Origin of the sequence: Mesorhizobium sp. CO1-1-11, assembly GCF_020164995.1 — a bacterium.
GTDB lineage: Bacteria > Pseudomonadota > Alphaproteobacteria > Rhizobiales > Rhizobiaceae > Mesorhizobium > Mesorhizobium australicum.
On record NZ_JAIUHE010000003.1, the window covers coordinates 1 to 26,748 of the forward strand.

Annotated in this window: 29 protein-coding genes and 1 tRNA gene; 14 read left to right on the forward strand and 16 right to left on the reverse strand. The window is 63.9% G+C overall.

Annotation, left to right across the window (positions count from 1 at the left end; translation table 11 throughout):
- Positions 1–166 precede the first annotated feature (166 nt).
- Positions 167–700: a GNAT family N-acetyltransferase gene (locus tag LB554_RS03910; RefSeq protein ID WP_140823878.1), complete on the forward strand. Its 534-nt coding sequence runs from the start codon at positions 167–169 to the stop codon at positions 698–700.
- Positions 701–882: 182 nt separating this feature from the next.
- Here the strand turns inward: LB554_RS03910 and LB554_RS03915 are convergent, their stop codons facing one another.
- Complete coding sequence (locus tag LB554_RS03915) at positions 883–1,647, reverse strand: IclR family transcriptional regulator (protein ID WP_140823877.1); 765 nt, start codon at positions 1,645–1,647, stop codon at positions 883–885.
- A gap of 184 nt (positions 1,648–1,831) precedes the next feature.
- On the opposite strand from LB554_RS03915, the gene LB554_RS03920 reads away from it, so the two are divergent.
- The 5 genes from LB554_RS03920 to LB554_RS03940 all read left to right on the forward strand — a co-directional run bounded on the left by LB554_RS03920 (position 1,832) and on the right by LB554_RS03940 (position 7,053).
- Positions 1,832–2,809 carry a Bug family tripartite tricarboxylate transporter substrate binding protein gene (locus LB554_RS03920; protein ID WP_224583209.1) on the forward strand — a complete coding sequence of 326 codons (978 nt, stop codon included), beginning with the start codon at positions 1,832–1,834 and terminating at the stop codon, positions 2,807–2,809.
- A 131-nt stretch (positions 2,810–2,940) separates the two neighbouring features.
- Positions 2,941–3,477, forward strand: coding sequence for a tripartite tricarboxylate transporter TctB family protein (locus LB554_RS03925; RefSeq protein ID WP_224583211.1), 537 nt, complete (start codon positions 2,941–2,943; stop codon positions 3,475–3,477).
- 4 nt (positions 3,478–3,481) lie between these two features.
- Positions 3,482–5,005 carry a tripartite tricarboxylate transporter permease gene (locus tag LB554_RS03930; protein WP_224583213.1) on the forward strand — a complete coding sequence of 508 codons (1,524 nt, stop codon included), beginning with the start codon at positions 3,482–3,484 and terminating at the stop codon, positions 5,003–5,005.
- Positions 5,006–5,020: 15 nt separating this feature from the next.
- Complete coding sequence (locus LB554_RS03935; RefSeq protein ID WP_224583215.1) at positions 5,021–6,205, forward strand: CaiB/BaiF CoA transferase family protein; 1,185 nt, start codon at positions 5,021–5,023, stop codon at positions 6,203–6,205.
- Positions 6,202–7,053, forward strand: a complete 852-nt coding sequence (locus LB554_RS03940; RefSeq protein ID WP_140618843.1) for a citryl-CoA lyase — start codon at positions 6,202–6,204, stop codon at positions 7,051–7,053. Before LB554_RS03935 ends, LB554_RS03940 begins: the two co-directional genes overlap by 4 nt.
- A gap of 3 nt (positions 7,054–7,056) precedes the next feature.
- Here the strand turns inward: LB554_RS03940 and LB554_RS03945 are convergent, their stop codons facing one another.
- Both LB554_RS03945 and LB554_RS03950 read right to left on the reverse strand, forming a co-directional pair.
- On the reverse strand, positions 7,057–7,533 hold the full coding sequence (locus LB554_RS03945) for an NUDIX hydrolase (RefSeq protein ID WP_140618841.1): 477 nt from the start codon (positions 7,531–7,533) through the stop codon (positions 7,057–7,059).
- A gap of 126 nt (positions 7,534–7,659) precedes the next feature.
- Positions 7,660–7,968 carry a hypothetical protein gene (locus LB554_RS03950; protein WP_224583217.1) on the reverse strand — a complete coding sequence of 103 codons (309 nt, stop codon included), beginning with the start codon at positions 7,966–7,968 and terminating at the stop codon, positions 7,660–7,662.
- A 436-nt stretch (positions 7,969–8,404) separates the two neighbouring features.
- On the opposite strand from LB554_RS03950, the gene LB554_RS03955 reads away from it, so the two are divergent.
- Entirely contained in the window at positions 8,405–8,986 is a 582-nt protein-coding gene (locus LB554_RS03955; protein WP_224583219.1) for an invasion associated locus B family protein, read from the forward strand.
- 58 nt (positions 8,987–9,044) lie between these two features.
- On the opposite strand, the gene coaBC is transcribed toward LB554_RS03955, so the two are convergent.
- The 3 genes from coaBC to ubiE form a co-directional block, all read right to left on the reverse strand.
- Positions 9,045–10,517, reverse strand: a complete 1,473-nt coding sequence (gene coaBC, locus LB554_RS03960; protein WP_224583221.1) for a bifunctional phosphopantothenoylcysteine decarboxylase/phosphopantothenate--cysteine ligase CoaBC — start codon at positions 10,515–10,517, stop codon at positions 9,045–9,047.
- An 88-nt stretch (positions 10,518–10,605) separates the two neighbouring features.
- The gene (ubiB, locus tag LB554_RS03965) at positions 10,606–12,180 is read right to left on the reverse strand and encodes a 2-polyprenylphenol 6-hydroxylase (RefSeq protein WP_224583223.1); all 1,575 of its coding nucleotides are present in this window, start codon (positions 12,178–12,180) and stop codon (positions 10,606–10,608) included.
- 70 nt (positions 12,181–12,250) lie between these two features.
- Complete coding sequence (ubiE, locus tag LB554_RS03970; RefSeq protein ID WP_224583225.1) at positions 12,251–13,027, reverse strand: bifunctional demethylmenaquinone methyltransferase/2-methoxy-6-polyprenyl-1,4-benzoquinol methylase UbiE; 777 nt, start codon at positions 13,025–13,027, stop codon at positions 12,251–12,253.
- Positions 13,028–13,160: 133 nt separating this feature from the next.
- Here ubiE and LB554_RS03975 point away from each other — a divergent pair, with 133 nt between their 5' ends.
- The 3 genes from LB554_RS03975 (at position 13,161) to LB554_RS03985 (ending at position 15,592) form a co-directional block, all read left to right on the forward strand.
- Positions 13,161–14,135, forward strand: coding sequence for an adenosine deaminase (locus LB554_RS03975; protein WP_224583227.1), 975 nt, complete (start codon positions 13,161–13,163; stop codon positions 14,133–14,135).
- Between the two features lie 142 nt (positions 14,136–14,277).
- Complete coding sequence (upp, locus tag LB554_RS03980; protein ID WP_015315749.1) at positions 14,278–14,907, forward strand: uracil phosphoribosyltransferase; 630 nt, start codon at positions 14,278–14,280, stop codon at positions 14,905–14,907.
- Positions 14,908–15,028: 121 nt separating this feature from the next.
- The gene (locus LB554_RS03985; protein WP_224583230.1) at positions 15,029–15,592 is read left to right on the forward strand and encodes a TIGR02281 family clan AA aspartic protease; all 564 of its coding nucleotides are present in this window, start codon (positions 15,029–15,031) and stop codon (positions 15,590–15,592) included.
- 6 nt (positions 15,593–15,598) lie between these two features.
- Here the strand turns inward: LB554_RS03985 and deoA are convergent, their stop codons facing one another.
- The 6 genes from deoA to LB554_RS04015 form a co-directional block, all read right to left on the reverse strand.
- The gene (deoA, locus tag LB554_RS03990) at positions 15,599–16,918 is read right to left on the reverse strand and encodes a thymidine phosphorylase (protein WP_140721210.1); all 1,320 of its coding nucleotides are present in this window, start codon (positions 16,916–16,918) and stop codon (positions 15,599–15,601) included.
- Positions 16,918–17,727, reverse strand: a complete 810-nt coding sequence (locus tag LB554_RS03995; RefSeq protein ID WP_140713251.1) for a purine-nucleoside phosphorylase — start codon at positions 17,725–17,727, stop codon at positions 16,918–16,920. The genes deoA and LB554_RS03995 overlap by 1 nt, the downstream gene beginning before the upstream one ends.
- Before the next feature lie 13 nt (positions 17,728–17,740).
- Entirely contained in the window at positions 17,741–18,133 is a 393-nt protein-coding gene (gene cdd, locus LB554_RS04000) for a cytidine deaminase (protein ID WP_015315753.1), read from the reverse strand.
- A 65-nt stretch (positions 18,134–18,198) separates the two neighbouring features.
- Positions 18,199–19,170, reverse strand: a complete 972-nt coding sequence (locus LB554_RS04005; protein ID WP_015315754.1) for an ABC transporter permease — start codon at positions 19,168–19,170, stop codon at positions 18,199–18,201.
- A 1-nt stretch (position 19,171) separates the two neighbouring features.
- Entirely contained in the window at positions 19,172–20,311 is a 1,140-nt protein-coding gene (locus tag LB554_RS04010; RefSeq protein ID WP_015315755.1) for an ABC transporter permease, read from the reverse strand.
- Positions 20,308–21,840 (reverse strand): ABC transporter ATP-binding protein, encoded by a 1,533-nt coding sequence (locus LB554_RS04015; RefSeq protein ID WP_140875137.1) that lies wholly within the window; start codon positions 21,838–21,840, stop codon positions 20,308–20,310. Before LB554_RS04015 ends, LB554_RS04010 begins: the two co-directional genes overlap by 4 nt.
- A gap of 216 nt (positions 21,841–22,056) precedes the next feature.
- Here LB554_RS04015 and LB554_RS04020 point away from each other — a divergent pair, with 216 nt between their 5' ends.
- Entirely contained in the window at positions 22,057–22,263 is a 207-nt protein-coding gene (locus LB554_RS04020) for a SlyX family protein (protein WP_123151274.1), read from the forward strand.
- A gap of 21 nt (positions 22,264–22,284) precedes the next feature.
- The gene (locus LB554_RS04025) at positions 22,285–22,683 is read left to right on the forward strand and encodes a hypothetical protein (protein WP_140618821.1); all 399 of its coding nucleotides are present in this window, start codon (positions 22,285–22,287) and stop codon (positions 22,681–22,683) included.
- On the opposite strand, the gene LB554_RS04030 is transcribed toward LB554_RS04025, so the two are convergent.
- The 4 genes from LB554_RS04030 to LB554_RS04045 form a co-directional block, all read right to left on the reverse strand.
- On the reverse strand, positions 22,662–23,138 hold the full coding sequence (locus LB554_RS04030) for a GNAT family N-acetyltransferase (RefSeq protein WP_140618819.1): 477 nt from the start codon (positions 23,136–23,138) through the stop codon (positions 22,662–22,664). The two genes, LB554_RS04025 and LB554_RS04030, sit on opposite strands and share 22 nt — an antisense overlap.
- A gap of 101 nt (positions 23,139–23,239) precedes the next feature.
- Complete coding sequence (locus tag LB554_RS04035) at positions 23,240–24,229, reverse strand: BMP family protein (RefSeq protein WP_015315759.1); 990 nt, start codon at positions 24,227–24,229, stop codon at positions 23,240–23,242.
- Positions 24,230–24,472: 243 nt separating this feature from the next.
- The gene (locus tag LB554_RS04040; protein ID WP_015315760.1) at positions 24,473–24,796 is read right to left on the reverse strand and encodes a hypothetical protein; all 324 of its coding nucleotides are present in this window, start codon (positions 24,794–24,796) and stop codon (positions 24,473–24,475) included.
- Positions 24,797–24,926: 130 nt separating this feature from the next.
- Entirely contained in the window at positions 24,927–25,655 is a 729-nt protein-coding gene (locus LB554_RS04045) for a DUF2569 domain-containing protein (RefSeq protein WP_224583232.1), read from the reverse strand.
- A gap of 372 nt (positions 25,656–26,027) precedes the next feature.
- On the opposite strand from LB554_RS04045, the gene LB554_RS04050 reads away from it, so the two are divergent.
- Both LB554_RS04050 and LB554_RS04055 read left to right on the forward strand, forming a co-directional pair.
- A tRNA-Ser gene (locus tag LB554_RS04050) sits at positions 26,028–26,117 on the forward strand.
- A gap of 271 nt (positions 26,118–26,388) precedes the next feature.
- Entirely contained in the window at positions 26,389–26,691 is a 303-nt protein-coding gene (locus tag LB554_RS04055; RefSeq protein ID WP_224583234.1) for a DUF982 domain-containing protein, read from the forward strand.
- Positions 26,692–26,748: the final 57 nt, after the last annotated feature.

The following is a 26,748-nucleotide window of genomic DNA, read 5'->3' on the forward strand; positions in this document are numbered from 1 at the left end:
TGGCTGAAAACTATCTTGCCGCTCTCAAACTCGTCGCAGTCCGCCTCTGGTTACGCGATAATGAGTCTACGGCCTAGGCCTTCCCTGGATGATGGCGCGTATCGCCCTGGCCCTTGCACCGCACCAGCGATTTGCTAAGCGCTGAGGATCAGCGAGGCATATCGTCATGAAAAATCCGCACGGTGTTCTGGTCATCGAGACCGAGCGAACCATTCTAAGGGCGCACCAACTGGAGGATTTCGACGCCTATACCGCCATGTGGGCCGACCCCGTCGTCACCCGCTTCATCGGCGGCAAGCCGCGCACGCGTGAGGAAAGCTGGATGCGCTTCCTGCGCCATGCCGGCCTGTGGTCGCTGCTTGGCTACGGCTTCTGGGCCATCGAGGAGAAAGCGACCGGCCGTTTCATCGGTGAGGCCGGGTTCCACGATCTGAAGCGCGACATGGAGCCGTCGATCGAAGGCATCCCCGAGGCGGGGTGGGCGCTCGCACCGGCCGCGCACGGCGCCGGCCTTGCCACGGAGATCGTCAGCCGCGTGCATGGCTGGGGCGACGAGACGTTCGGACGTGCCAGAACCGTCTGCATCATCGATCCCGAAAATACGGCTTCGCTGAACGTCGCCAGGAAGTGCGGCTATATCGAGCTGACGCAGACCCTCTACCATGATGCGCCGACCATGCTGCTGGAGCGGCTGCCCTGAGGGGTGTCAGGCGAGGCGAGGGCGCCGACAATCACCCGGCCAGGCGCTACAAACGCGTAATCCGGACGGAAAACCGCTGCACACCTTGACCTGCCGCAACCGGCCTTGGGCGCGCAGCTTCCTTACAGGGGCGGCGAGCGGAAGTTGGAGGCCTTTCCGACGCCATAACCGCGGAGCTAGGGCTAAGCCTCCGTCGCGAGGCTCGCCTGCTCCAGCATGGAGGCATCCTCGCCGAAGGCGCGAGTGGCGCGGGCCGCCGCCTCGAGCAGCGGGCGCTTCATGCGCTCAAGGAACGCAGCGTCGACGCGCGTGCTTGGACCAGCCAGCGTCAAGGCGCCAAGCAGCGCGTGTCCCGGCCCGAAAACCGGCGCCGAGACGCCTGCCGTTTCGGGGTCGCGGTCACCCACAGCGAGACAATTGCACGTTTTGCGGATGGTTTCGTAGGGTTCGCCCTGCTGTCCCGAAAACGCCGCCAGCACGCGCCCGCCCGAACCGGCCAGCAGAGGCAATACGTCGCCTTCGCGTATCGTGTAGCGGATCGGATGCTTGGATTCGACCCGGTAAAGACAGGTGCGCACGTCTCCTGAGCGGACGTAGAAGGCAACACTCTCCCAACTTCGTTCGGAGAGATCGCGCATGATCGGCAACAGGATGTCCACCGCCACCACCGAACGCTGGTAAAGCGCGCCCAGCCGAAAGGCGGCGGGTCCGACGCGATAGCGCCCATCGTCCAGGCGCTCGAGCAGTTGCCCGCGCAACAGCGAATTGGCGAGCCGCAGGATCGTGCTTTTGTAAAGACCGGTGCGCATCGCGATTTCAGCAAGACTTAGCGAGCGGTCGGCCGTGCTGAAGGCGTCGAGGATGGCGATCGCCCGGTCGAGTGCCGCAACACCTTCGACGGAGGTGCGCCGGATTTCCGCATCAGCCGAGTTGCCTGGTAAGTCCATTGCGGTTCCCAATTCGGTGAAGCCCGAGCGGAACCACTCTGTCGCGCCACCGGACCGTTCTGTCCAGCAGAATGTCGTTCCTGTTGACGGAACAAGGTAAAATCTGCTTGAACTTGATCACGGGTCTGTGAACAGGCGCGTTTTGGCAGGCACCGGAGGAGGTGTCGTGATCTGGAGGAATCCCATGCTGAACAGACGCAGATTTTTGATGAGTACGGCGGCGGCTGGCGCGGCCGGGCTGGTGGCATCGCATTTCTCACCCGCCTTCGCCGAAGGTGCGCCTCAAGTCCAGATCTTCGTGCCGGCGGCGCCCGGCGGCGGCTGGGACCAGACGGCGCGCACGATGGATCAGGTGCTGCGCGGCGAGAAGCTCATCTCCGGCTCGCAGATCACCAATGTCGGTGGTGCCGGCGGCACGGTAGGGCTGCCGCAGTTCATCAATCAGTGGAGCGGCAAAGGCAATTCGCTCATGGTCGCGGGCATGGTCATGGTGGGCGCCATCATCGCCAACAAGGCAGCCAACAACCTGACCCAAGTCACGCCCATCGCCCGTCTCACCGGGGAGTTCGAGGCGCTAGTGGTGCCGGCGGACTCGCCGTTCAAGACGGCCGCCGATTTCGTCGCGGCACTCAAGGCCGATCCAACGAAGGTTCCTGTCGCGGGCGGCTCGGCCGGTGGCTCCGACCACATCCTGTTCGGCCTGATCGCCAAGACGGTCGGCGTTCCGGCTCCCAGCCTCTCCTATGTACCGTTCGCGGGCGGCGGCGAAGCTCTGTCGGCATTGCTCGGCAACCAGGTGGCGGCCGGCATTTCCGGCTTCGGCGAGTTCTCCGAGCAAGTCAAGGCGGGCGCGCTAAGGCTGCTCGCCATTTCGGCCGACAAGCGCCAGGACGGCATAGACGCGCCGACGCTCAAGGAAGCCGGCATCGATGTGGAACTGTTCAACTGGCGTGGCGTCTTCGCGCCGCCCGGCATTTCCGACGCCGACAAGGCGGCGATGATCACGCTGGTCGAAACCATGGCCAAGAGCGATGCATGGGCGACCGAATGCAAGAACCGCAACTGGACGTCCATCCTGCTCACCGGCGACGACTATGCGAAATTCGTCACCGAAGATTCGGCTCGCATCGAGGCCATCCTCAAGGATCTCGGTCTCGCCTGATTTCCCCCAAGGGGGCGGCTCGTGCCGTCCCTCATTTTTCAACTGCAGCCGGCCGCAGGGAGACGATCGGTACTAGAGGGTACGGCGAAGGTTGGCCGCGGTCTCGGCCAACCGTAACGGGGAGGATATTCATGAGCACCATCAACCAGCCGGCGGCGCCCTCGCGCCTTGCCGTGCCGGAATTGCTGATCGGCGTCGGCCTTCTGGCCTGCGCCGGGGCCGTGGCCTGGCAGACGCTGGCGATCCCGGTCTCGCCGCTCTATTCCAAGGTTGGTCCGACCGTTTTTCCCTATCTGACCATGGTCGGCCTGGTTGTGCTTTCCCTGCTGCTCATCCTCACCGCGCTTCGCGGCGGCTGGCAGCCGGACGAGGAAAAGGAAACGCCGACCGACTGGAAGGCGATGGGCTTCGTCGTCATCGGCCTTCTGGCCAATCTTGTGCTCATCCAGCCGCTCGGCTTCACGGCCGCATCGGTCATCATGTTCGTTCTGGTCTGTTACGGCTTCGGCAGCAGGCATACGCTGCGCGATGTGCTCACCGGCCTGGTGCTGGCGCTGGCTGCTTATTTCGGCTTTGCCAAGGCGCTCGGCGTCAACATCGGCGCTGGTTTCGTCGAGAACCAGCTGAATATGGTGATCGACGCGTTCACCAGCACGCTGCGAGGCTGAGACCATGGATACGCTCGGCCATCTCGCGCACGGTTTCGCGGTCGCTTTCAGCCCGACCAATCTTTTGTGGTGCCTGCTCGGCACCACGCTTGGCACCGCCATCGGGGTGCTGCCCGGCCTTGGGCCGGCACTGACCATCGCGCTCCTCTTGCCGATCACCTATCAGGTGGCACCGGAGGCGTCCTTCATCCTGTTCGCCGGTATCTACTACGGCGCCATGTATGGCGGCTCGACGACCTCGATCCTGCTCAACACGCCCGGCGAGAGCGCAACCATCGTGACGGCGCTGGAAGGCAACAAGATGGCCCGCTCCGGCCGCGGCGGCGCAGCACTCGCCACCTCGGCGATCGGCTCTTTCGTCGCCGGCACACTCGGCACGCTGGGCGTCGCCTTCTTGGCCCCGGTCGTGGTCAAGTTCGCGCTGGCCTTCGGCCCGGCGGAGTATTTCTCGCTGATGGTGCTGGCATTCATCACGGTTTCGGCGGTGCTTGGGTCGTCGTCTGTGCGAGGCCTGACCAGCCTGTTTGCCGGCTTTGTAATCGGGATGATCGGCGTCGATCTGCAGACGGGCCAGCCGCGCTTTACTTTCGGCATGACCGAATTGCTCGACGGCGTCGACGTCATCATCGCCGCCGTCGGCCTGTTCGCGGTTGGCGAGACACTCTACATGGCCTCGCGCCGCTATGCCGGCAAGGACGAGATCGTGCCGCTGAAAGGCTCGCTCTACATGACGGCGGCCGAGTGGGGGCGTTCGTGGAAGGCCTGGCTGCGGGGAGCGGCGATCGGCTTTCCGATCGGCGCCATGCCGGCCGGCGGCGCCGAGATCCCGACCTTCCTGTCCTATGCCATCGAAAAGAAACTGTCGAAGCACAAGCAGGAGTTCGGTACGGTCGGCGCCATCGAGGGCGTTGCAGGCCCCGAAGCCGCCAACAACGCGTCCGCCGCCGGCGTGCTGGTGCCAATGCTGACGCTTGGGCTGCCGACCTCGGCGACGGCGGCGATCATGCTGTCGGCCTTCCAGAGCTACGGCATCAACCCCGGACCGCTGCTGTTGACGACACAGGCCGATCTCGTCTGGGGGCTGATCGCCAGCCTGTTCATCGCCAATGTCATCCTGGTCATCCTCAACCTGCCGCTGATCGGTCTGTGGGTGCGGCTGCTGAAAATTCCCGCGCCGCAGCTTTATGCCGGGATCCTGGTGTTCGCCACTGTCGGCACCTATGGCATCTCGCAGTCGCCGATCGATCTCGTCATCCTTTATCTCCTGGGCGCCGCGGGCTTCCTGATGCGGCGGTTCGATTTCCCGACCGCGCCCGTCATCATCGGCATGATCCTGGGGCCGCTCGCCGAAACCCAGTTCCGCCGGGCGATGACCATCTCGAACGGCGACTGGTCGGTGTTCTACAAGCATCCGCTGTCGCTGACCTTGCTGACGCTCGCCTTCATCGGCCTGGTCGGGCCGCATGTCTGGGCCTTCATCGAGCACCGGCGGCGGCGCGGTCCCGAACATGTGCCGGGCGATGCCTGAGCGATCTGAAAAGATATGACAGACCTGCTTTCCGGTATCCGCGTCCTCGACATGACCAATGTGCTCGCCGGGCCTTACTGTGCCTATCAGCTGGCCTTGCTCGGGGCCGACGTGATCAAGGTCGAGGGGCCGCATGGCGGCGACCTGGCGCGCCAGCTTGGCGGCTCGCCAAAGCTCAACAGCGCCGGCATGGGCGCATCCTTCCTGGCCCAAAACGCCGGCAAACGATCGGTCATGCTCGACCTCAAGAAGGAGACGGATCGCGAGCGCTTCCTGGACCTGGTCGCCAGCGCCGATGCGCTGGTGGAGAATTTTCGGCCCGGCGTGATGACACGGCTCGGGCTTGGCTACGAGATGCTGAGGGCGGTCCGCCCGGGCCTCGTCTATTGCGCGATATCGGGTTTCGGGCAGAGCGGGCCGATGCGCGACAACCCGGCCTATGACCAGATCATCCAGGGTCTTTCCGGGATCATGAGCATAACCGGCACGCCGGAAACCGCGCCGCTGCGCGTCGGCTATCCCGTCGCCGACACGCTGGGAGGCTTGGTCGGCGCGTTCTCCATCGCCGCGGCGCTGGTCAGGCAGAAGACATCGGGCGAGGGCGCGTTCCTCGACGTGTCGATGCTCGAATGCACGCTTTCCGCGCTTGGCTGGCCTGTTTCCAATTATCTGACGGCAGGGGTCGATCCCAAGCCGATGGGCAATGAGAACATGACGGCGGCTCCCTCGGGTGCCTTCCGCACCGGCGACGGGCTCATCAACATCGCCGCCAACAAGCAGGAGCAGTTCGTGACGCTGTGCCGGCTGATCGGACGGCCGGAACTGGCGTCGGACCCGCGCTTTGCCGAGCGCGAGACCCGCAAGCAGAACCGTGCCGCGCTCAAGGTCGAGATCGAGGATGCTCTGGCAAGCGATCCGGCGGCAATTTGGGAAGAGACGCTCAACCGAGCCGGCGTGCCGGCGGGCCGGGTACTGACGATCCCGCAAGTGCTGACCGAACCACAAGTGCTCGAACGCCAGGTGACGGCTCGTTTCGAGGATGTGGCTGGCATGGATGGGCCGCTGACCGTCCTGCGCGGCGGGTTCATGGTAGACGGTACGGCACCGTTGCCGACGCGGCCGCCGCCTGTGCTGGGCGAGCACATGGACGAGGTGTTCGCCGGCCTGCCGCCGCGCGCCAAGGCAAAGGCCCTGACATGAGCGGCGTGGAGAAGAAAACAGGCCGCGCGCGCGGCGAGGAATGGTGGCAGACCGGCATCATCGAGATGAGCCCCGGTGTGATCCGGCTGCGCGGCTACGAGATCCAGGACCTGATCGGCCGCGTCAGCTTCCCGGCTGTCATCTGGCTGATGCTGCGTGGCGAATTGCCCAGCGAAGACGAGGCGGCACTGCTCGGCATTGCCTTGGGGGCGGCCGTCGACCACGGGCCGCAGGCGCCGTCGATCGCCATCGCCCGCATGGCGGCCACCTGTGGCGTCGGCATCAACAGCGCCATGGCCTCGGCCATCAACGTGCTGGGCGACGTGCATGGTGGCGCCGGTGAGCAGGCGCTTTCCTTCTATGGCGATATTGCCGTGGCGCTTGATGGCGGGATGGGCCTCAATGAAGCGGTTTCGACACGTCTCGACCGGTTCTTCGGGCAGGAGAAGGGCTATGTGCCGGGGCTTGGCCATCGCTTCCATCCTGTCGATCCGCGCGCGCCGCGCCTGCTGGAACTGGTCAGAGATTTTGCCGCGCGTGGCGTGGTCAACGGCCGCTTTGCCGACATTGCCGAGGCGATCGAGGCCGACGTCGCGCGGCGCAAGGGCAAAAAAATCCCGCTCAACATCGATGGCGCCACCGCCGTCATCTATGGCGAACTCGGCTTTCCGCCGCCGCTGACGCGCGGACTCTTCGTGCTGTCGCGTTCCGTCGGCATCCTGGCGCATGCCTGGGAGCAATCTCAGCAGTCCGAGCGCAACAAGGGGCCGCTGCCGCGCGAATGGCTGTGGGCCTATAGCGGCCCGCCGGCACGGCCGCTTCCTGAAGATGAGGGCGCGGACAATTGAGGCTTATGCCTGCTCGAGCGGCGCGGGTCCGGGAAACTTCAAGGTGTTCACCAGCGTCGAGAGATCGGGCTCATCGATGAGCATCGCGGCGTCGGCCGGCGCCAGCCAGGCTCGCTGCCGCCGCTTGGCTTCCTGCCAATCGGCAAGCTCTTCCGTCACTTCCAGCAGAAACACGACGACGTCGACGCGGACAAAGCGGTTGGCCAAACGTTTCCAGTAGGAATAGGTGCCCGCCGGCTGCTTCAGCGTCTTGCCGAGCACGCCGGCTTCCTCCAGTGCCTCGATGGTGGCTGCCTTGCGCCCGCTCTTGCCTTTCATCGGCCATCCCTTGGGCACGATGAAGCGTCTCGTGGTTCTCGATGTGACCAGCATCACCTCGATGCCGCCATGCGCATTCAGCCGGAAGGGGATCGCCGCCACCTGGCGGATCCTTTCGCCTTTCTTGGCTTGGCGTACGGTCTTTTTCTTGGTGGCTGCCATCTCGATAATCCAGTCGCTGCAATGCCCCTTAGCGTGCTGCGAGGCCTTTGCAAAATCCAAACTGCCGCAGGGGCACCTGAAGTGCCCTATCATGTAAGTCGGCTAAATAAAAGAAGCTGCCGTTCGTCAGCGGCAGGTGCTCACGGCGGTGTTGCCGATTATCTGCGTCTGGCAGCTCGGCCTAACCTGCGGCACGACCGGCGGCGGTTGCTGGACGATGATGCGATCCTGGGCACGATACTGCTGTTGCTGCTGCTGAAACTGCTGCCGCTGAACCCGGTTTTGCAACGCCTGCAGATCGTTCTGCTGGATGGCTGTGTTGTTTCTGACCGTGGAATTGAGCACCTGCGCGGAAGCGGGCATCGCAAAGCCGGCGCAAACCGCTCCAGCCAGCACCACCAAGGTTGATATCATCGATGAACGACGCGCACACATCCATCTATTCCTGCAAAAAAATCTCATCACACCAGATATATAGGGCTTTTGCCCGACGATGCCATGCGAGAATGCCGATCACCCTCACACCGCGCCCGCTCAAGGGCTGCCACCCGCGCAGGCTGCGTGTTTCCGGCAAGGAAGAAGGGTCGGTTGCAGGTTTCAACTTTTTTCCACCAAGGAGTGGGAGATCGAAGGCCGCTTCGGCGCGGCGGAGAATCTGCTGGCACCCCCCGCATTGCACTTGACGGAGGCGATCGATTCGCCGCTCTATCGGGTCGGCGCCGGCCTCGAGCTGAATTGCGTCGATTGCGTCGTCATGTCCGTCAGATATAATGGCGCCTTCGGGGAAACGGTCAAACAGAATGCAGTCAGCGCGTCTCTCAAGGTCAGTTTCTAGGCTGGCTCGAGGCGGAGCCGGGCGGGAGAGATCTTGATGAGGAAATACGCGTATTTTGCAGCAGTGCTGGGTGCTGCCTGCATCGCAGGCCTGCCGGCCATGGCGGCGCAAACCAAGGGCGACAAGGTGGCGGCAACGCCGCCCGCCGCAGCTGACGTGCCGCAACTGCCGGGTGGTGCTTCGGCCTTGTCCGAAACCCATGGCGACTGGACGGTCAATTGCCAGATATCGGGCACGAACAAGGTCTGCAGCCTGTCGCACCAGCAGTTCAACAAGCAAAGCAACCAACGGCTTTTGGCGATCGAGCTGTCGAGCAAGACCGGCGAGGATGCGACCGGAACGCTTGCCTTGCCTTTCGGTCTGGCGCTTGCCAAGGGTGTCGCGCTGACCATCGACGATCAGAAGCTCGACGGCAGCCTGCCGTTCAGCACCTGCCAGGTGGTCGGCTGCCTGCTGCCGGTGGCGTTCGATGCCAATGTCACGCCGCTGCTCAAGAACGGCACCACACTCAAGATCGATGCGTTCGCGGCCGATACGGGGCAAGTCGTAAGCTTTTCCATTCCGCTCAATGGCTTCGGCGGTGCGCTTGCTCGCACGGCGGAGCTTTTGGCCAACTGACGGCTTAGCTCACCGCAAGCGACAGGGTGTTGGCGGCAAACGCTTCCGCCGACACTTGTCAGACGACGATGGTTTTCAATCGCTCGGCGATGACCGCGGCAAGCCGTGCCGCTACCTCGTCCTTGGTCATTTCAGGCCATTCCTCGACGCCGGCTTTCGACACGACCCGCACCCGGTTGCGATCACCGCCCATCACGCCTGAAGGACCGATGCCGCTTTGGTGGGACACATCGTTGGCGACGATGAGATCGGCCCCTTTCTTCGTGAGCTTGGCCTCGGCGTTGCGCAAGAGATCCTGCGTCTCGGCGGCAAAGCCGACGACCAGGCCTGGTCGCTGCTTGTGATGGCCGACACCCGCCAGGATGTCGGGGTTCTCGACCATGCGCAGCACCGGTGGGCCTTCGCCCGCGACCTTCTTGATCTTCTCACCGGCTGAATTCTCGGTCCGCCAGTCGGCAACGGCGGCGACGAACACCGCGGCGTCGGCGGGCAGAAGCTGTTCCACCGCGTCGCGCATCTCCTGCGCCCGTTCGACATGGAGGGTCTTCACTCCGGCCGGATCGGCGATGGTGACGGGACCGGAGACGAGGCGCACATCGGCGCCGAGCCTTGCCAATGCCGCGGCGATGGCGTGGCCCTGCTTGCCGGACGAGCGGTTCGCGATATAGCGCACCGGGTCGATCGGCTCGTGCGTCGGGCCCGACGTGACGATGATCTTGCGCCCCGCCAGTGGCCTGGGGCCGGCATCGAGTAGCGCCTCGACCGCGGCGACGATCTCAAGCGGTTCGGCCATGCGGCCTTCGCCGGCCTCATTGCTCTCAGCCATCTCACCCTTGGCAGGGCCGACGAAGGTGATGCCGTCCTTGCCCAAGCTCGCGCGGTTGCGGCGGGTGGCGGGATGCGACCACATCCTGGGGTTCATCGCCGGGGCCATCAGCACCGGCTTGTCGGTGGCGATGAGCACGGTCGAGGCCAGATCGCTGGCATGGCCATTGGCGAGCTTGGCCATCAGGTCGGCAGTGGCGGGCGCCACCACCAGGAGGTCCGCCTCGCGCGACAGCCTGATGTGGCCGACGTCGTGCTCGTCATTGCGGTCGAACAGGTCGGTGAAGACATGGTCGGCGGAGAGCGCACCGACCGACAGCGTGGTGACGAACTCCTGCGCCGCCGATGTCATGACGACGCGCACCGCCGCGCCGCGCTCGCGCAGCCGACGGATGAGGTCGAGCGCCTTGTAAGCGGCGATGCCGCCGCCGATTATAAGCAGGATGCGCTTGTTGGAAAGCGTGCCTCGCGGCAAGCTCTTGCCTGCTAATGCTGACGCCGGGGTCGGGGTGCCTTGCGAGGTGGCCAGTTCGTGCAGCGCTTTCTCGATCTGGTCGAGACGGCCAACAGGGCCGACCTGGCTGTCGACGGCGGCCCGGATCATCACCCGCGCCTGTTCTTCCATGGAGCGATCGTTTTCCGCCGCCAGGCGGCGCAGCAACTCCTTGACCTCATCGTCCAGGTTGCGGATCGTGATGCTGGCCATGTGATTGCACTCTACTCATCCCGCTTGATGGCGATGATAGCAATGCAATCAAATTGCCGCAAGCAGCTGGCTTGCCGCGAATACGGGCCTAATGAAGCTGCCAGGCAATGTAGACCAGCGTCAGCGCGATCACCCATAATGCGACACGGCCGGAACGGCTGTAGCGCGCTTCGGCCTTGCCTATGGCGCGGGCAGTCGCCTCATCGAAGCGCAGGCCGTGCTCGGCCATCAGGTCGATCTCTCGCGACAACCGTTCCGTACGGGCCGCGAGTTCCGGCGCCTGGCGGATCAGCGTCAGTATTGCCTTGCCGCCGTCGCGCGCGTCGGCGAGCAAGCCGCGTGGCCCGAGGTTCCCGGCTATCCAGCCGCCGACCACCGGTTCGGCGGTCTTCCACATGTTGAAAGCCGGATCGAGCGTGCGCGCCACGCCCTCGACAACCACCATGGTCTTCTGCAGCAGGATCAATTCCGGTCGTGTCGCCATGTCGAAGAGTTCGGTCACCTCGAACAGCAGCGTCAGAAGCTTAGCCATCGAAATAGTTTCGGCGGGTTGGCCGTGGATCGGCTCGCCGATGGCGCGGATCGCCTGCGCGAAGGCAGAGACATTGTGCTGGCGCGGCACATAGCCCGCCTCGAAATGCACCTCGGCGACGCGCAGATAGTCGCGTGTGATGAAGCCGTAGAGGATCTCCGCGAGGAAGCGGCGCTCCTTCTTGCCAAGGCGTCCGGCAATGCCGAGATCGACGGCAACGATGGTGCCGTTCGCCTCGACGAACAGATTGCCCGGATGCATGTCGGCGTGGAAGAAGCCGTCGCGCAGCGTGTGGCGCAGGAAAGATTGGATGAGGTTGGTGGCGATTGCCTTCAGGTCATGGCCGGCGCTTTGCAGGCCGGCGATGTCGTTCATCTTGACGCCGTCGACCCATTCCATGGTCAGCACGTCGCGGCCGGTGCGTTCCCAGTCCACCGAAGGGACGCGAAAGCCAGGGTCTTCCCTGGTGCTTTGGCCAAGTTCCGAGAGCGCGGCCGCCTCGAGGCGCAGGTCCATCTCGATCCTGGTGGTCTGCGCCAGCGTCTCGGTCACCTCGACCGGCCTCAGCCGGCGCGACGACGGTATGTATTTCTCCTGCAGGCGGGCGGCGAGGAAATAGCTTTCGAGGTCCTGGAAGAAGCGGCGGCGCACGCCCGGCCGGATGACCTTGACCGCTACCTTCCTGGCGACGCCACCATCGACGGTTTCAGCGGCATGGACCTGGGCGATGGAAGCCGCGGCGACCGGGTCGCCGAACCGCTTGTAAAGATCGCCGAGTTTGCGCCCGAGCGAGGCTTCGATGGCGGCGACCGCTTCGGCCGTCGGGAAGGTGTGCATCTTGTCCTGCAGCATGGCGAGATCGAGCGCCATGTCGTTGCCGACGACATCGGGCCGCGTTGCCAGGAACTGACCAAGCTTGACGTAGGATGGGCCGAGCCGGACCACCGCCTTGGCCAGCCGATCGCTGCGCTCATAGGCGAGCGCGCGACGGCGGGTGAACAGCCGCGCCAGCCGCCAGCCGAATTTCGGCAGGCCGGATAGTTCCTCGCCGGGCAAGGCGGCAACGACGCCCTCGCGCACCAGCACCCAACCGGCCCGTACGAGCCGGAACGCCGCGCTGACGGTGCTCATGGCCGCGTCCGCCCTACCGGTTCATCGAACTGGCGCAAGGCTCGTCGCGTGAGGAAGATCGGCGACGGCTTCAAAGCTTCCAGCCCGAATGCAGGGCCGCTATGCCGCCGGAATAGTTGCGGAAGGAGACGCGGTCGAAGCCGGCCCGAGAAATCATCGCCGCGAAGTTTTGCTGATTGGGGAATTTTGCGATCGATTCGACCAGATAGGAATAGGGCTCGCCGTCCCCGGTGACCAACTTGCCGATCCTGGGGATGGCATTGAACGACCAGGCTTCGTAGACCTTGTCGAGCAGCGGCATCTCGACCTCGGAGAACTCCAGGCACAGGATACGGCCGCCGGGCTTCAGCACGCGGAACGCCTCGCCCAGGGCCACGTCGATATGCGGGACATTGCGAATGCCGAACGCGATGGTGTAGGCGTCGAAGCTGGCGTCGGGGAAGGGCAGTTCCTCGGCATTGGCCTCGACGAAATCTGTGTTGCCGGACAACCCCTTCTTTTCAGCCCTGTCGCGACCGACGGCAAGCATCGAGCCATTGATGTCGAGCACGGTGGCATGGGCATGGCCATGGCTGGCATCGACGATGCGAAAGGCGATGTCGCCGGTACCACCGGCAACATCGAGCACGCGCCAGCCCGCGCGCTTAGGCGGATTGAGCCAGGCGACCATGGCATCCTTCCACAGCCGGTGCAGGCCAGCAGACATCAAATCGTTCATCAGGTCGTAGCGGTTGGCGACCTTGTGGAAAACATCGTTGACCAGGGATTGCTTCTCGCCTTCCCCTACACGCTTGAAACCATAGGAGGTTTCCATGCCGCCGGCGGCCGTGGCTCTCTCAACTGACATTTTTTTGATCCGTCATAAAACCGGCGGGACCATAGCCGATCGATGATGCGGGCGCTATTGTTTAAGGCGCGGTGTTCAGCCGCGCTTCCAGGTGGTGGGTTTTAAGACCTGGACTGACCGACGGGATGTTTGAATGCCTCTGAAAGCGGAACTGCACTGCCACATCGAAGGGGCAGCGGCGCCCGATCTCGTCATCCGCCAGGCGCAGAAATACGGCAAGGACACCTCGCCTTATATCCAGAACGGTTGTTTCGTCTGGCACGATTTCACCTCCTTTCTCGCCGCCTATGACTTCTCCGCCGACCTGTTCCGGACCGAGGAGGATTATGCGCGGCTGGCCGACCACTATCTGACCAGCCTGGCCCGCGATGGCGCCATCTACTCCGAGGTGTTCACCTCGCCCGACCACGCGACGAAAGCCGGGCTGTCATCCAAGGCCTACACCGATGCGCTCGGCGAAGGCATGCTGCGCGCCAAGGCAAAGACCGGCATCGAGGGCCGCATGATCGTCACCGGCGTGCGCCATGTCGGTGTCGAGTCGATCGAGCGCGCGGCACGCTTCGCGGCGCGTTGCGGCCATCCGCTGGTTACCGGGTTCGGCGTCGCCGGCGACGAGCGCATGGGCGAGATGGAGGACTATGTCAGGGCTTTCGAGATCGCGCGCGAGGCCGGGCTCGGCATCACCGTCCATGCCGGCGAACTGACGGGCTGGGAAACCGTCCAGGCGGCACTCGACCATATCCGCCCGTCGCGCATCGGCCATGGCGTGCGCGCCATCGAAAACCCCGACCTTGTCCGGCGCATCGCCGACGAGGGTGTCGTGCTGGAATGCTGCCCCGGCTCCAATATCGCGCTCAAGGTGTTCGACAGTTTCGCCGACCATCCCTTTCCCGCCCTGCAGGCGGCCGGCTGCAAGGTGACGCTCAACTCCGACGACCCGCCCTATTTCTGGACCTCGCTGAAGCGCGAATACGATATCGCCGCCGAACATTTCTCGATGAGCGAAAAGGCGCTTGCCGCCGTCACCAGGACCGCCATCGAAGCCGCCTTCGTCGACAGGAAGACCAAGACAGCGCTTCTTGGTCGGTTGGACGCGAAAGTTCGGTGAACAGTGAGTAGTCAGTAGTCGGTAGTGACGGTGCACGCATCGAGCGGTTGAAGGCCGGCGCTTTCACTGACGCAGGGACTCGCAAATCGGCTCACTATTCACTACTCACTGTTCACCACTCACTATTCCGTCGGAGCACATCATGAAGGGCGTCACCGTCGTCGATCATCCGCTTGTCCAGCACAAGCTGACCATCATGCGCAAGAAGGAGACCTCGACGGCCGGCTTCCGGCGGTTGCTGCGTGAGATATCGCTGCTGCTCGGCTATGAGGTCACCCGCAATCTCGAACTGACGACGACAACGATCGAAACGCCTATGGAGACGATGGAGGCTCCGACGCTGGAGGGCAAGAAGCTGGTCTTTGCCTCGGTGCTGCGCGCCGGCAACGGCTTGCTCGAAGGTTTGCTCGACCTGGTGCCGGCGGCCCGCGTCGCCCATGTCGGCCTCTACCGCGATCATGAAACGCTGGAGGCCGTCGAGTATTTTTTCAAGGCGCCGAGCGACCTCGCCGACCGGCTGGTCATCGTCGTCGACCCGATGCTGGCGACAGCCAATTCGGCGATCGCGGCGATCGACAAGTTGAAAGAGCGCGGCGCCACCAACATCCGCTTCCTGTGCCTGCTGGCGGCGCCCGAAGGCATCGAGCGCTTTACCAAGGCGCATCCGGATGTTCCGGTCTTCACCGCGTCCATCGACCGCCAGCTTAACGAGAAGGGCTACATCATGCCCGGCCTTGGCGATGCCGGCGACCGCATGTACGGGACGAAGTAATACCGAACAATGTGCTTGGTTTTTTTTTACCAGGCGTTTACGCAAAGACGTGGTTCCGGCGCGCGTTAAAGCGGCAAACACCATCCGGCGCTAATGATCAGCTCTTCACAAAGGCCGATCCATGCTGCGCAAGCTTCTCATTCTCAGCGTCTTTGCCGGTGCGTCGGCATCGATCCCGGTCGTCTACCAGTCGAATCCGCGAATATTCGAAAACCTGCTGAAATCGGCGGTGACGGCCAAGCCAGCGGCCGAGACGCAACCGGATGTCAGCCTGGCCTCCGTTCCCGACAAGCCGGTAGCGCCGCTGCCGACCGGCCGGAAGGTCGTGGTCGCGGCGGACGGGCGCGGACACTTCTCGTCGACCTTCAGGCTCAACGGCCGTCAAGTCGACGGCATGATCGACACCGGTGCGACGCTGGTCGCGGTCAATATGTCGACGGCACGCCGGATCGGACTGTCGCTCAGTCCCTCCGATTTCAGCCACGAAGTCAACACCGCCAACGGCACCATCAAGGCAGCCGTGGTGACGATTGATCGTCTGCAGATCGGCAGCATCAGCGTCGAAGGTGTGCAGGCGATCGTGCTCGACGACAAGGCACTGCGCACCAACCTGATCGGCATGAGCTTTCTCAACAGGCTCGGCAAATACCAGGCTGAGAACGGCACATTGCTGCTGGTTCAGTAGGTCCACTCAGCCACGCGGCAGAATCCGCCGGATGACCGACTTGTCGGCGGCCGGCTTCGAAGCACCGATCGCATAGGCTGAAAGCACGGTCGCGGCTGCCGTCTCGGCATCTAACGGTGAGCGGGCGTGGATCAGAGCCAGCGCATCTCCGGCGTGTACTTCCGCGCCTATGGGCAGCAGCCTGGTGATGCCGACCGAGGGGTCGATCCTGTCCTCGGGCCGGGTGCGCCCGCCGCCCAGGCCGACGACCGCGAGACCGATGTCGCGGGTGGCGATGCCAGTGACGAACCCCTCCGACGTCGCCTTCACCGCGATTTCCGTTGCTGCTTCCGACAGATATTTCTCTGGCTTCTCGATGAAATCGGCGGGGCCGCCAAGCACCGTCACCATGCGCGCGAAGGTGGCGGCTGCGCGGCCGCTGGCGAGTGTCTCGGTGGCGCGTCGCATGCCGTCCTGGTTCGACGACACCAGTCCCGCCGACTGCAGCATTTCGGCTGCCAGCGCCAGCGTCACGTCCTCCAGCCGCCGGTCGCGCAGGCGGCCGGTCAGGAAATCGACGGCATTGCGCACCTCGACGGCATTGCCGGCGGCGGAGGCAAGCGGTTCGTTCATGCCGGTGATCAGTGCCGAGACTTTCAGTCCGGCGCCGCTGGCGACCTCGACGAGGCTGTTGGCAAGCGCGGTCGCATCCCGGGATTTCTCCATGAAGGCGCCATTGCCGACCTTGACGTCGAGCACCAGCGATTGCAGGCCCGCCGCGAGCTTCTTCGACAGGATCGATGCGGTGATCAGCGGCACGGACTCCACGGTTCCGGTCACGTCGCGGATGGCGTAGAGCCGGCGATCGGCAGGTGCCAGGTCGGCGGTTTGGCCGATGATGGCGCAGCCGGTTTCAAGCACGGCTTTGCGGAACAGCGTGATGTCGGGTTGGCTGATGTAGCCGGGAATGGCATCCATCTTGTCCAGCGTGCCGCCGGTATGGCCGAGACCACGGCCCGAGATCATCGGCACATAGGCGCCGCAGGCGGCAACGATCGGCGCCAGCATCAGCGAGACATTGTCGCCGACACCGCCCGTCGAATGCTTGTCGGTGACAGGGCCTGGCAAATCCGACCAGTCGAGCACGTCGCCCGAATCGCGCATGGCCAGCGTCATCGCCACCGCCTCGTCGCGGTTCATGCCGTTGAAGAACACCGCCATGGCGAAGGCCGCGACCTGGCCATCGGTGACGGTACCAGACGTCACGCCGTCGATGAAGGCGGCGATCTCGTGAGGCGCCAGCTTGTGGCCGTCGCGCTTGTGACGGATGATTTCCTGTGGAAGCATCAGCTCTCCAGCAGCCCGTCACGGAACACGCGCTGCAGCACCGTTGCCAGCCGCGATCCGCCAACCGGCGCCATGTCCTTGGTTTCCTGGTGCGAAAGCTCGGCTCCGGTCATGCCGGCGGCCAAATTGGTGATGACCGAACAGGCAGCGACGCGAAGGCCGAGGAAACGCGCGAGAATCACTTCCGGCACGGTCGACATGCCGACGGCGTTGGCGCCCATGATGCGCGCCATGCGGATTTCGGCCGGCGTCTCGAAGCAGGGGCCCGAGAACCACATGTAGACGCCCTTGTGAAGCGCAGTGCCGGTCGCCTTCGCCGCGCCTTCGATCGCGTCGCGGATGCCGGCATCATAAGCTTCGGTGAGGCCGACGAAACGGCGGTCGCTGGGCTCGCCGATCAGCGGGTTGGTGCCGGAGAAGTTGATATGATCAGTGAGCAGCATCACCGAACCCGGCGGCATATCCGGATCGACCGAGCCGGCCGCGTTGGTGAGGATCAGTTTCGTGATGCCGATGCCGGCGAGCACTTCCAGCACCGGACGCATCGCCGCGGCGTTCCCATGCTCATAGTAGTGGGCGCGGCCGGACAGCATAAGCACGGGAACGCCGGCAAACAGCCCGGCGACCACTTGGCCGGCGTGGCCGCTGACACCGCTCCTGGGAAAGCCGGGCAGGTCGGCATAGGAGACGCGGATCGGATTCTCGATCCGGTCGACCAGGCCGCCCAGGCCCGAACCCAGCACAAGCGCGGTCGACGGCGCCAGGCCGTCCAGCCTTTCGATAAGGTGGTCGACCGTTTTTTGCGTCATATCAGCCAGCTCTTCATTTCAGAATGTCGCCGCGGAAGCCGTAGGGCAGCATGTCGCCCATGGTCACGGTTTCGGCCACGCCGGTGTTGTCGCAGAGATAGAGCTTCGTTTCCGGGCGGCAGAATTCGGCCAGTCGCTGGCGGCAGCCGCCGCAAGGCGAGCATTTGGCCATGCGTTCGGCAAGGACGGCGATTTCAACGATCTTGCCGCCGCCGCCCATGATGTAATGGCCAAGCGCGGTGGTCTCGGCGCACCAGCCTTCCGGATAGGAGGCGACCTCGATATTGGCACCGGTGAAGACGCGTCCGTCCTCGGTGCGTATGGCGGCACCCACCGGGAACTTGGAATAAGGCGCATAAGCCTTGGCCATGGCAGCCTTGGCCGCTTCGAACAGATCATGCGACATTCAGGTGTTCTCTCCGATGATCGTGTCCAAAACCCGGCGCTTCGTCTGCGCCGAACTGTCGACCTTTAGCGTTCCTTGACATAGGGCACGCCGCCGGCGCGCGGCGGGATGGCCTTGCCGATGAAGCCGGCAAGCAGGATGACGGTGAGGATATAGGGCAGGGCCTGCATGAACTGCACCGACACCTTGCCGACTATGGGCAGCGGCGTTCCCTGCAGGCGGATCGACGCCGCGTCGAGGAAGCCGAACAGCAGACAGGCGAACATGGCGTTGACCGGCTTCCATTTGGCGAAGATCAGCGCGGCCAGCGCGATGTAGCCCTTGCCCGCGGTCATGTCCTTCACGAAGCCGCCATTCTGCACCATCGAAAGATAGGCGCCTGCAAATCCGGTCAGGATGCCCGTGCAGATCAGCGCGCGATAGCGCAGCCAGGCGACCGAGATGCCGGCGGTGTCGACCGCGGCCGGATTCTCGCCGACCGCGCGCAGCCTGAGGCCAAAACGCGTGCGAAACAGCACCCACCAGGTGAACGGCACCATCGCAAAGGCGAAATAGACGAGGATTGAATGGCCGGAGATCAGTTCGGCATAGATCGGACCGATGATCGGCACGCCCCTAATTGCATCGGCGCCGGGCCAGATGATCGCCTCGAATCGTTCGCCCGGTTGCAGCGCCGGCGTGCGGCCACCCTGCTGGAACCATGCCTGGCCGAGAATGATGGTCGATCCAGCGGCGACGAAGTTGATCGCAACGCCCGAAACGATCTGGTTGCCGCGATGGGTGATCGAGGCAAAGCCGTGCACCAAAGCGAAGGCGACAGAGATCAGGATCGCCATGCCGAGACCGATAAGCGCCGAATGGAACACGGAGGCAGCGGCAGCACCCGCGAAGGCGCCGACCAGCATCTTGCCTTCGAGGCCGATGTCGAAAATGCCGGCCCGCTCCGAATAGAGGCCGGCGAGGCAGGCAAGCAGCAGCGGCACCGACAGGCGGATGGTAGAGTCCAGCACCTGGATGATCGCGTTGAAGATATCCATCTCAGGCGCCCTTCCCGTTGACAGCCTGCATGCCCACCGATTTCGGGCTGAACGAGGCGAACAGAGCCTGGATATAGGGCCTGAACATATGCTCCAGCGCGCCGGCGAAGAGGATGACCAATCCTTGAATGATGACGATCATGTCGCGGCTGATTGCCGGCATCTCGAAGGCGAGTTCGGCGCCGCCCTGGTAAAGCATGCCGAACAGGATCGCCGCCAGCACGATGCCGACCGGATGCAGGCGGCCCATCAGCGCCACGGCGATACCGACGAAACCGGCGCCAGAAACGAAGTCGATCGCGACATTGTGCTGGTCGCCCATCACCGGGTTGAGCGCCATCATGCCGGCCAGCGCGCCCGAGATCATCATCGCAGTGATGATGATGCGGGTTTCCGAAATGCCGGCATAGCGGGCCGCTTTCGGGCTGTGGCCATAGGTGCGCATCTCATAGCCGAGCTTGGTACGCCAGATCAGCAGCCAGACCAGGAAAGCCATCACCAGCGCCAGCAGGAAGCAGATGTTGAGCGGGGCCGAGCGGATCTTGGCGCCGAACAATTCGATGATCCAGTTCAGTTTCGGCAGCTCCGCGCCGGCGAGGAAGTTACGCGTCTGCGGCGCCTGCGACCCTGCCGGCTTCAGCGGGCCGACCAGCAGGTAGACCATGATCGAGGCGGCGATGAAGTTGAACATGATCGTCGTGATGACGATGTGCGAGCCCCGCTTGGCCTGCAGATAGGCGGGAATCAGGGCCCACAATGCGCCCACGAGCGCCGAAGCGACGATGGCCAGCGGAAATGTCAGCCACCAGGGCAGTGTGCTGTCGAAGGAAAGGCAGACGATGGCGATGCCGAGGCCGGCGATGTAGGCCTGCCCCTCGGTGCCGATGTTGAACAGTCCGCAATGCGCCGCCACCGCCACCGAAAGCCCGGTGAATATGAAGGTCGTGGCGTAGAAGAGGGTGAAGGCGATGCCGGTGCCCTTGCCGAAGGCGCCTTCGACCAGGATGACGGCGGCACGGAAGGGGTTTTCGCCGACCAGCATGACGACGAAGCCAGCGACGATGAAGGCGACCGACAGGTTGATCAGCGGGATCAGCCCGTAGTCGGCCCAGGCCGGCAATTTGGCGTAAGGCGTGCTCATTGCGCCGCCTCCCGATGCTCGACACCGGCCATCAGCAGGCCAAGCTCGCCTTCGGTCGCGTCGGGGCCGCGCTCGCCAACGACCCGGCCGGCAAACATCACCAGGATGCGGTCGGAGAGCGAGCGGATCTCGTCTAGCTCGACCGATACCACCAGCACCGCCTTGCCCTGGTCGCGCATGGCGATCAGGCGCTTGTGGATGAACTCGATGGCGCCGACGTCGACGCCACGCGTCGGCTGGCCGACGATCAAGACGCCGGGGTCCTGCTCTATTTCACGCGCGAGCACGATCTTCTGCTGGTTGCCGCCGGAAAAATTGGCCGTCTTCAGGCGCGGATTGCCGGGACGAATGTCGTATTTCTCGATCTTGCCCCTGGCATCGTCCATGATGGCATCGATGTTGAGAAACGGTCCCCTGAGGTAACGGGGATCGTCGTGGTAGCCGAGGATGGAATTCTCGTTCTCCTCGAAGGCCAGCACCAGCCCGACATGGTGGCGGTCTTCCGGTACGTGGGCGAGGCCACGGTCGCGCAATTCGCCGGGATCGGCCTTGCCGGTGAGATCGATCGGCTTGCCGTCGAGCGTCACGGAACCGGAAACGGCATGCCTGATGCCGGAAATCGCCTCAAGCAACTCGGATTGCCCGTTGCCGGCAACGCCGGCGATGCCGACGATCTCGCCGGCGCGCAAATCGAAGGAGACGTCGTCGACCATGGTGACGCCACGGGAATCCCTGACCGTCAAGTTCTTGACCGCGAGCTTGACGGCACCGGCCTCGGCTTCGCCCTTTTCGACCCTCAAGAGGACACGCCGCCCGACCATCAGTTCGGCCAGTTCCTCGACAGTGGTTTTCCTGGTCTCCCGGGTCGCCACCATCGTGCCCTGACGCATCACCGACACGGTGTCGGTGATGGCCATGATCTCGCGCAGTTTGTGGGTGATCAGCACCACCGTCTTTCCCTGTTCCTTCAACTGCCTGAGGATGCGGAACAGGTGGTCGGCCTCGGCCGGCGTCAAAACGCCTGTCGGCTCGTCGAGGATCAGGATTTCGGCGCCGCGATAAAGCGCCTTCAGGATTTCCACGCGTTGCTGCAGGCCGACCGGCAGTTCTTCGATAATCGCATCGGGATCGACTTCCAGCCCGTATTCGCGCTCCAGCCGGTCAAGCTCGGAGCGCGCCTTGGCGATGCTGCTCTTCAGAAGCGCATCGGTTTCGGCGCCGAGGATGATGTTCTCCAGCACGGAGAAATTGTCGACCAGCATGAAATGCTGGTGCACCATGCCGATGCCGAGCGCGATCGCGTCGTTGGGTGTCTTGATCGATGCCGGCTTGCCGCCGACGCGGATCTCGCCGCTGTCGGCCTGGTAGAAACCGTAGAGGATCGACATCAGCGTCGACTTGCCGGCGCCGTTCTCGCCGACGATGCCGTGGATGGTGCCGCGCGCGATCTCCAGATTGATGTCGCGGTTAGCGCGCACCGCGCCGAAACTCTTGTTGATGCCGATCAGTTCGATTGCGGCTTGCGCCATGCAGCCTGTCCCACTCTTATTTTTTTATCGCTTGGTCAAAACGCCTAGCATGGCACTCCGCCCATGCCAATTGTCCGGAGCAGCATCCACTCTCGACAAATCCCCGCGCGCTTGTCAATTTCGAACGTGGCCGAAGCTCTCACATTCGCTACTATGGCGAGGTCGATTTGACGTTGCGGCGCAAGGTGTCGCGGTACAAACTGGGGACTTTGCATGATCATGCCCGCCGACCGGCTGACGACGCTGGAAATCCGCGCCGCGGAGCAGGAGAAGACCATCGAGGAACTGTCGGGCCAGATCGCCGAGCAGTGGAAGGTGATCGAACGCATGCAGCGCAAGCTTGATGCGCTGACAGACCGCTTCCTGGCGCTTGAAGAGCAGGCGGCACCGGATGTGCCGGTGACCAAGCCGCCACACTGGTGAGGGAGGGGGAGGGCACGGATCATGGCCGGTGAGAGCGATCGTATCGCAAGGGCCGGCGACTATGTGCTGGGCCTGATGAACGATGCCGAGCGCGAGCGGGCCGAGCGCGATCTCGAGATCGACCCTGCGTTCCGCGACGCGGTGGTGCAACTGGCCGAGCGCATGCATGTCTTCGATCGCGCCGAAAAACCAGCCGGCGTCAATCATTGGGAACTGGTTACGCAGCGACTCGCCGAATTGCCGCAGATGCAAGGCGTTGGCCTGGGCGGCAATGATGCCAAGTCGCCGACAGTGATCCGAAGCTTGTCCCGTCAGCCGTACGGCGTTGGTGTGCATTCGCTTGGCGGTAGGCGTGGACTTGTCGTCATGGCCGGGCTGATTGCGGCCTTCGCGCTCGGCTATCTCCTGGGCACATTGTGATGGAGCCGGCGCGACATCAGCATCATCGTGTCGCCGTCCTGCTCGCACAGCTCGATCGTGTCCCAGCCGAGCGCCGCGTAGAACTCGCGCGCTTGCCAAGTGTAGAGGTAGAGCGTCTCGACGCCGGCTGACGCTGCATGCGCTTCGATCGCCTCGACCAGCGCGGTGCCGGTTCCCTTGCCTCGATGGCCGGCGTCGACGACAAGCCCGGCCAGCCACGGTGTCAGATCATGCGCCGGTTCCAGTTCGTGGCGGACCAGCAGGCAGGTGCCTATCGGCACATCGTTCACACGGGCAACCAGAGCCTTTTCGAGGCCGTCGCTGGTCAGCAGGTTGCGGAGCCCTGCCGCATCCTCTTCCAGCGTCCTTCCCGTGCCCTCGAAGAAGGCGGCAATCCGCAGTCGCGCGACGACTTCGATGTCATGCCCGCGCATGGGTTCGATCGTTGGCTGCATTCCTCGCTCCATGCCATTTGCGAGCTTCGTTCAATCGGCAAAAGCAAAACCGCCGGGCTTTCGCCCAGCGGTTGCAGATCATGGCCGTACGCTGCCGCCGATCAATAGGGGCAGGCGTTGTCGGCTGTGTAGTCGTGCACCTTGACCGTGCCGGCGATGATGTCGGCCTTGGCTTTTTCGACGGCCGCCTTCATTTCGTCGGTCACCAGTGCCTTGTTGTTGTCGTCCATGGCGTAGTCGACGCCGCCTTCCTTGAGGCCGAGATTCTCGACGCCACCCTTGAAGGTGCCGTTCTTGCCATCCATGAAGGCGGTGTAGACGGCAACGTCGACGCGCTTCAGCATCGAGGTCAGCACCTTGCCGGGCTGCAGGCCGTTCTGGTTGGAATCGACGCCGATGCCGAGCTTGCCGGCATCGGCCGCCGCCTGCAGCACACCGACGCCGGTGCCGCCGGCGGCCGCGTAAACCACGTCGGCGCCCTGGTCGATCTGCGTCTTGGCGATCTCGCCACCCTTGGCCGGATCGTTCCACGCCGCCGGCGTATCGCCAGTCATGTTCTGGATGACGTCGGTCGCGCCAGCGGACTTGGCGCCGCCGACATAGCCGCATTCGAACTTGCGGATCAGCGGGATGTCCATGCCGCCGACGAAGGCAACCTTCTTCGACTTCGACGCCATCGCGGCCATGATGCCGACGAGATAGGAGCCTTCATTCTCCTTGAACACCAGCGAGCGGACATTGGGCAGGTCGACCGCATCGTCGATGATGGCGAAGTTGAGGTCCGGGTATTCGGCCGCGACCTTCTTCAGCGCATCCTCCCAGGCAAAGCCTGCCATGACGATCGGGTTGTGGCCGTCCTCGGCGAAGCGGCGCAGCGCCTGCTCGCGCTGCGAGGCGTTGGACACTTCGAACTCGACATAGGCGACGCCGGTCTCGGTCTTGAATTTTTCGGCGCCATGGTAGGCAGCCTCATTGAAGGATTTGTCGAACTTGCCGCCCAGATCATAGAGGATGGCCGGCTGGACATCCGCGGCGAAAGCCGGAAGAACCATTGCGGTTGCGGCCAGAAGGCCGAGAACGATACGTTTCATGTGATCCACACCCTGTCGGTTATTTTTTCCGTTGCACACCGCCTGCAGCCCGGTTCTCCGGCAAGCAAACGACGTTAGCCAGGAGTGTATTGCCCTCCCGCTCCCGGGCAATCTGGCACGGCCCGAAACAAAATTCACGCGGAATTTTGACCTTTTGGAAAAGCGTGCCACGGGCAAGCCACGCCGCGATCCGATCTTGCGTGCAGCTTTCAGCAGCCGGCCGGAATGGTGCGGGAGATGGGTTCAGTTCGCGGCGAACTGTCCCGTGCGCCGCTGCCGCCGATAGCCGATGGCGTACAGCAGGAAGGCCAGCACCGCGAAGACGGCAAAGCCCGGCTGGTTGAGCACCCAGGCGATGACTGTGTCCCACAGCAGCGGACTGGCCTTGGCGCGGACGAAGGTTTCGAAGGCGGCCCGCGTGTCCGGCGAGACGGCCAGCCAACTGGCGTTGAGCGGGGTCAGCACAAGGGCCGAAGCCGCCACCGTGCGCGTCGTGTCGAGCACCGCCATGATGACGGAAACCGATAGCGCGACCATGGCCGCAAGACGAAAGACGAAGCGAAACATCAAGGCTCTCCCCCGGTTCCCCCTGGACGCTGACCAGAAGACCGCCGGCACATGTCCGAACAGAAATAGAATGCGTGCGGTTCAGCTGCAATCGCGATACGCGAATTTAAGGCCCGCGCTTTTCTGGGCCCTATGCGACCGGCTCGCGCCTGGGGCGGTGAACGAGCCAGACGGCAAGAATGCCTCCGGCAATGGCGCCGACCACCAGCCCGGCCAATCCGATGAAGGCGGCAAAGTAGCCGCAGCCGCCCTCGAAGCAACTGACCTCGGCGACATCGGCGATCACCGAGCCAGCCAGGAAGCCGCCAACCGCGCCAATGATCGCGCCCAGGACGATGCCGAGCAAGGCAGCCACGATGGAAACGAAGACCGACGGCGCTTCGATCCGCGATCTGGCATAGACGCCCTCGGCGCCGGCCCCACGGCGCAGCAGATAGATGCAGAGCAGGCCGATGGCGATTTCGGCGCCGCCGATAAGCAGGCTCCTGGCGGAAAAGACGAAATCGGGCACGGCGAGCACATAGGCCTGCCTCGCCAGCACCCAGGCGATGGTCGCCACCTGCCAGATGATGAACTGGCGCGGGAAGCGCGCCGAGCGGCCAAAGGCAAGGCCGAGCAAATAAAGCCCCCACAGGATGGTGATGATGTCGACGGCAAGCCCGCCAAGGAGGAAATAGAAGATCCTGTCCGGCAGGCCGGAATTGCCGGTCAGCCACCAGGCCGAGGCCAGGCCGTAAACCGACCACGCCATGACGAAGATGAGCCAGCCCACCGGCACGTAGGACAGCCCGCTGTCCGGGCGCCCGGTTGGCGCCTGCCCCGGCATCCCGCCGCCCGGTTGTTCACTGCCTGATGTCATGCCCGGACGATGCCCCCCCGCAAAGCCTCCGTTTCACTCGACAGGTGGCCCGCGACGAAGTCAAGCGCGGCCGGCCTTGCCGGCCCGCCTGTGCACATCATTTGGGGCGTCGGCACCTTGAAACGGATGACGCCGCGCCCTCGCGAAGCGCTGTATGGCCGGCAAAGCGAATAGACTGTCGTTATGGCTTGGCATTCGGCGCGGGATCGACTAGATGAGCCCCGCGCCTGTTGCTTTGACGGCTCAGGTGCCGGGGAGAGGTGTCCGCTGGTTGGCGGCACCCATAGCGCGGAAATCGCTACTCCTCCCTGAAGGGACTGCATTGTCCCCAACCCGCGCGGCGAAACCGGCCGTCGCGAAAAATGCAAGGACGGAGAGGTGGCCGAGTGGTTGAAGGCGCACGCCTGGAAAGTGTGTTTACGGGAGACCGTAACGCGGGTTCGAATCCCGCTCTCTCCGCCAGTTTCTCTTTTCGCCGGGCGCTTCTGGGTGCAGTCTAGCATACTAGCATCTCGACTATCGAACCTTAATCCGTCTTCTCGCCGGTCCGACGGAGTAGCAGCCATGGCCGGTGGATCAGGATGCAAGATTTCCGGCGCACTCAGGCGTGCGTTCCGCAAACGGTCCTGTTTGCTCCGGAACCTCCCGGCTCGCGATGCGTTACCCGGCGTCTCATCATAGATCCCCGCCAGGATTTTCTCCGAGAACCCGCGTCCAATCAGGAGCCCGCTTCATGTATGACAAGTTGTTTCATCCGCCCGTCGCACTGACCGTCGGTCTCGGCTTCAAGCGCGAAATCGCCTCGCTGGCCGAAATGCACGATTTCCTGACCAACTGGACGACCTCTCGCCGTGGTCCGCTTTATCGCAATGCCGTCGAGGCGTGCGGCTTGGCCCTGGAAGGCTGCATCACGAGGGACGAGGCGCGCCATGCGCTTGTTGAATTCGCGGAAGCCACCGGTATTCTCTGGCCCGAGATCGAGCCGGTCATCGTGGCGCGCGCCGTCGCACGCGGCCATGGCGGCTACGCCGCCTGATCGTTCGAGCTGTCATTGCGATGGCCGGTTCGTACGGCCGCTCCCCCGAAAGCCCGG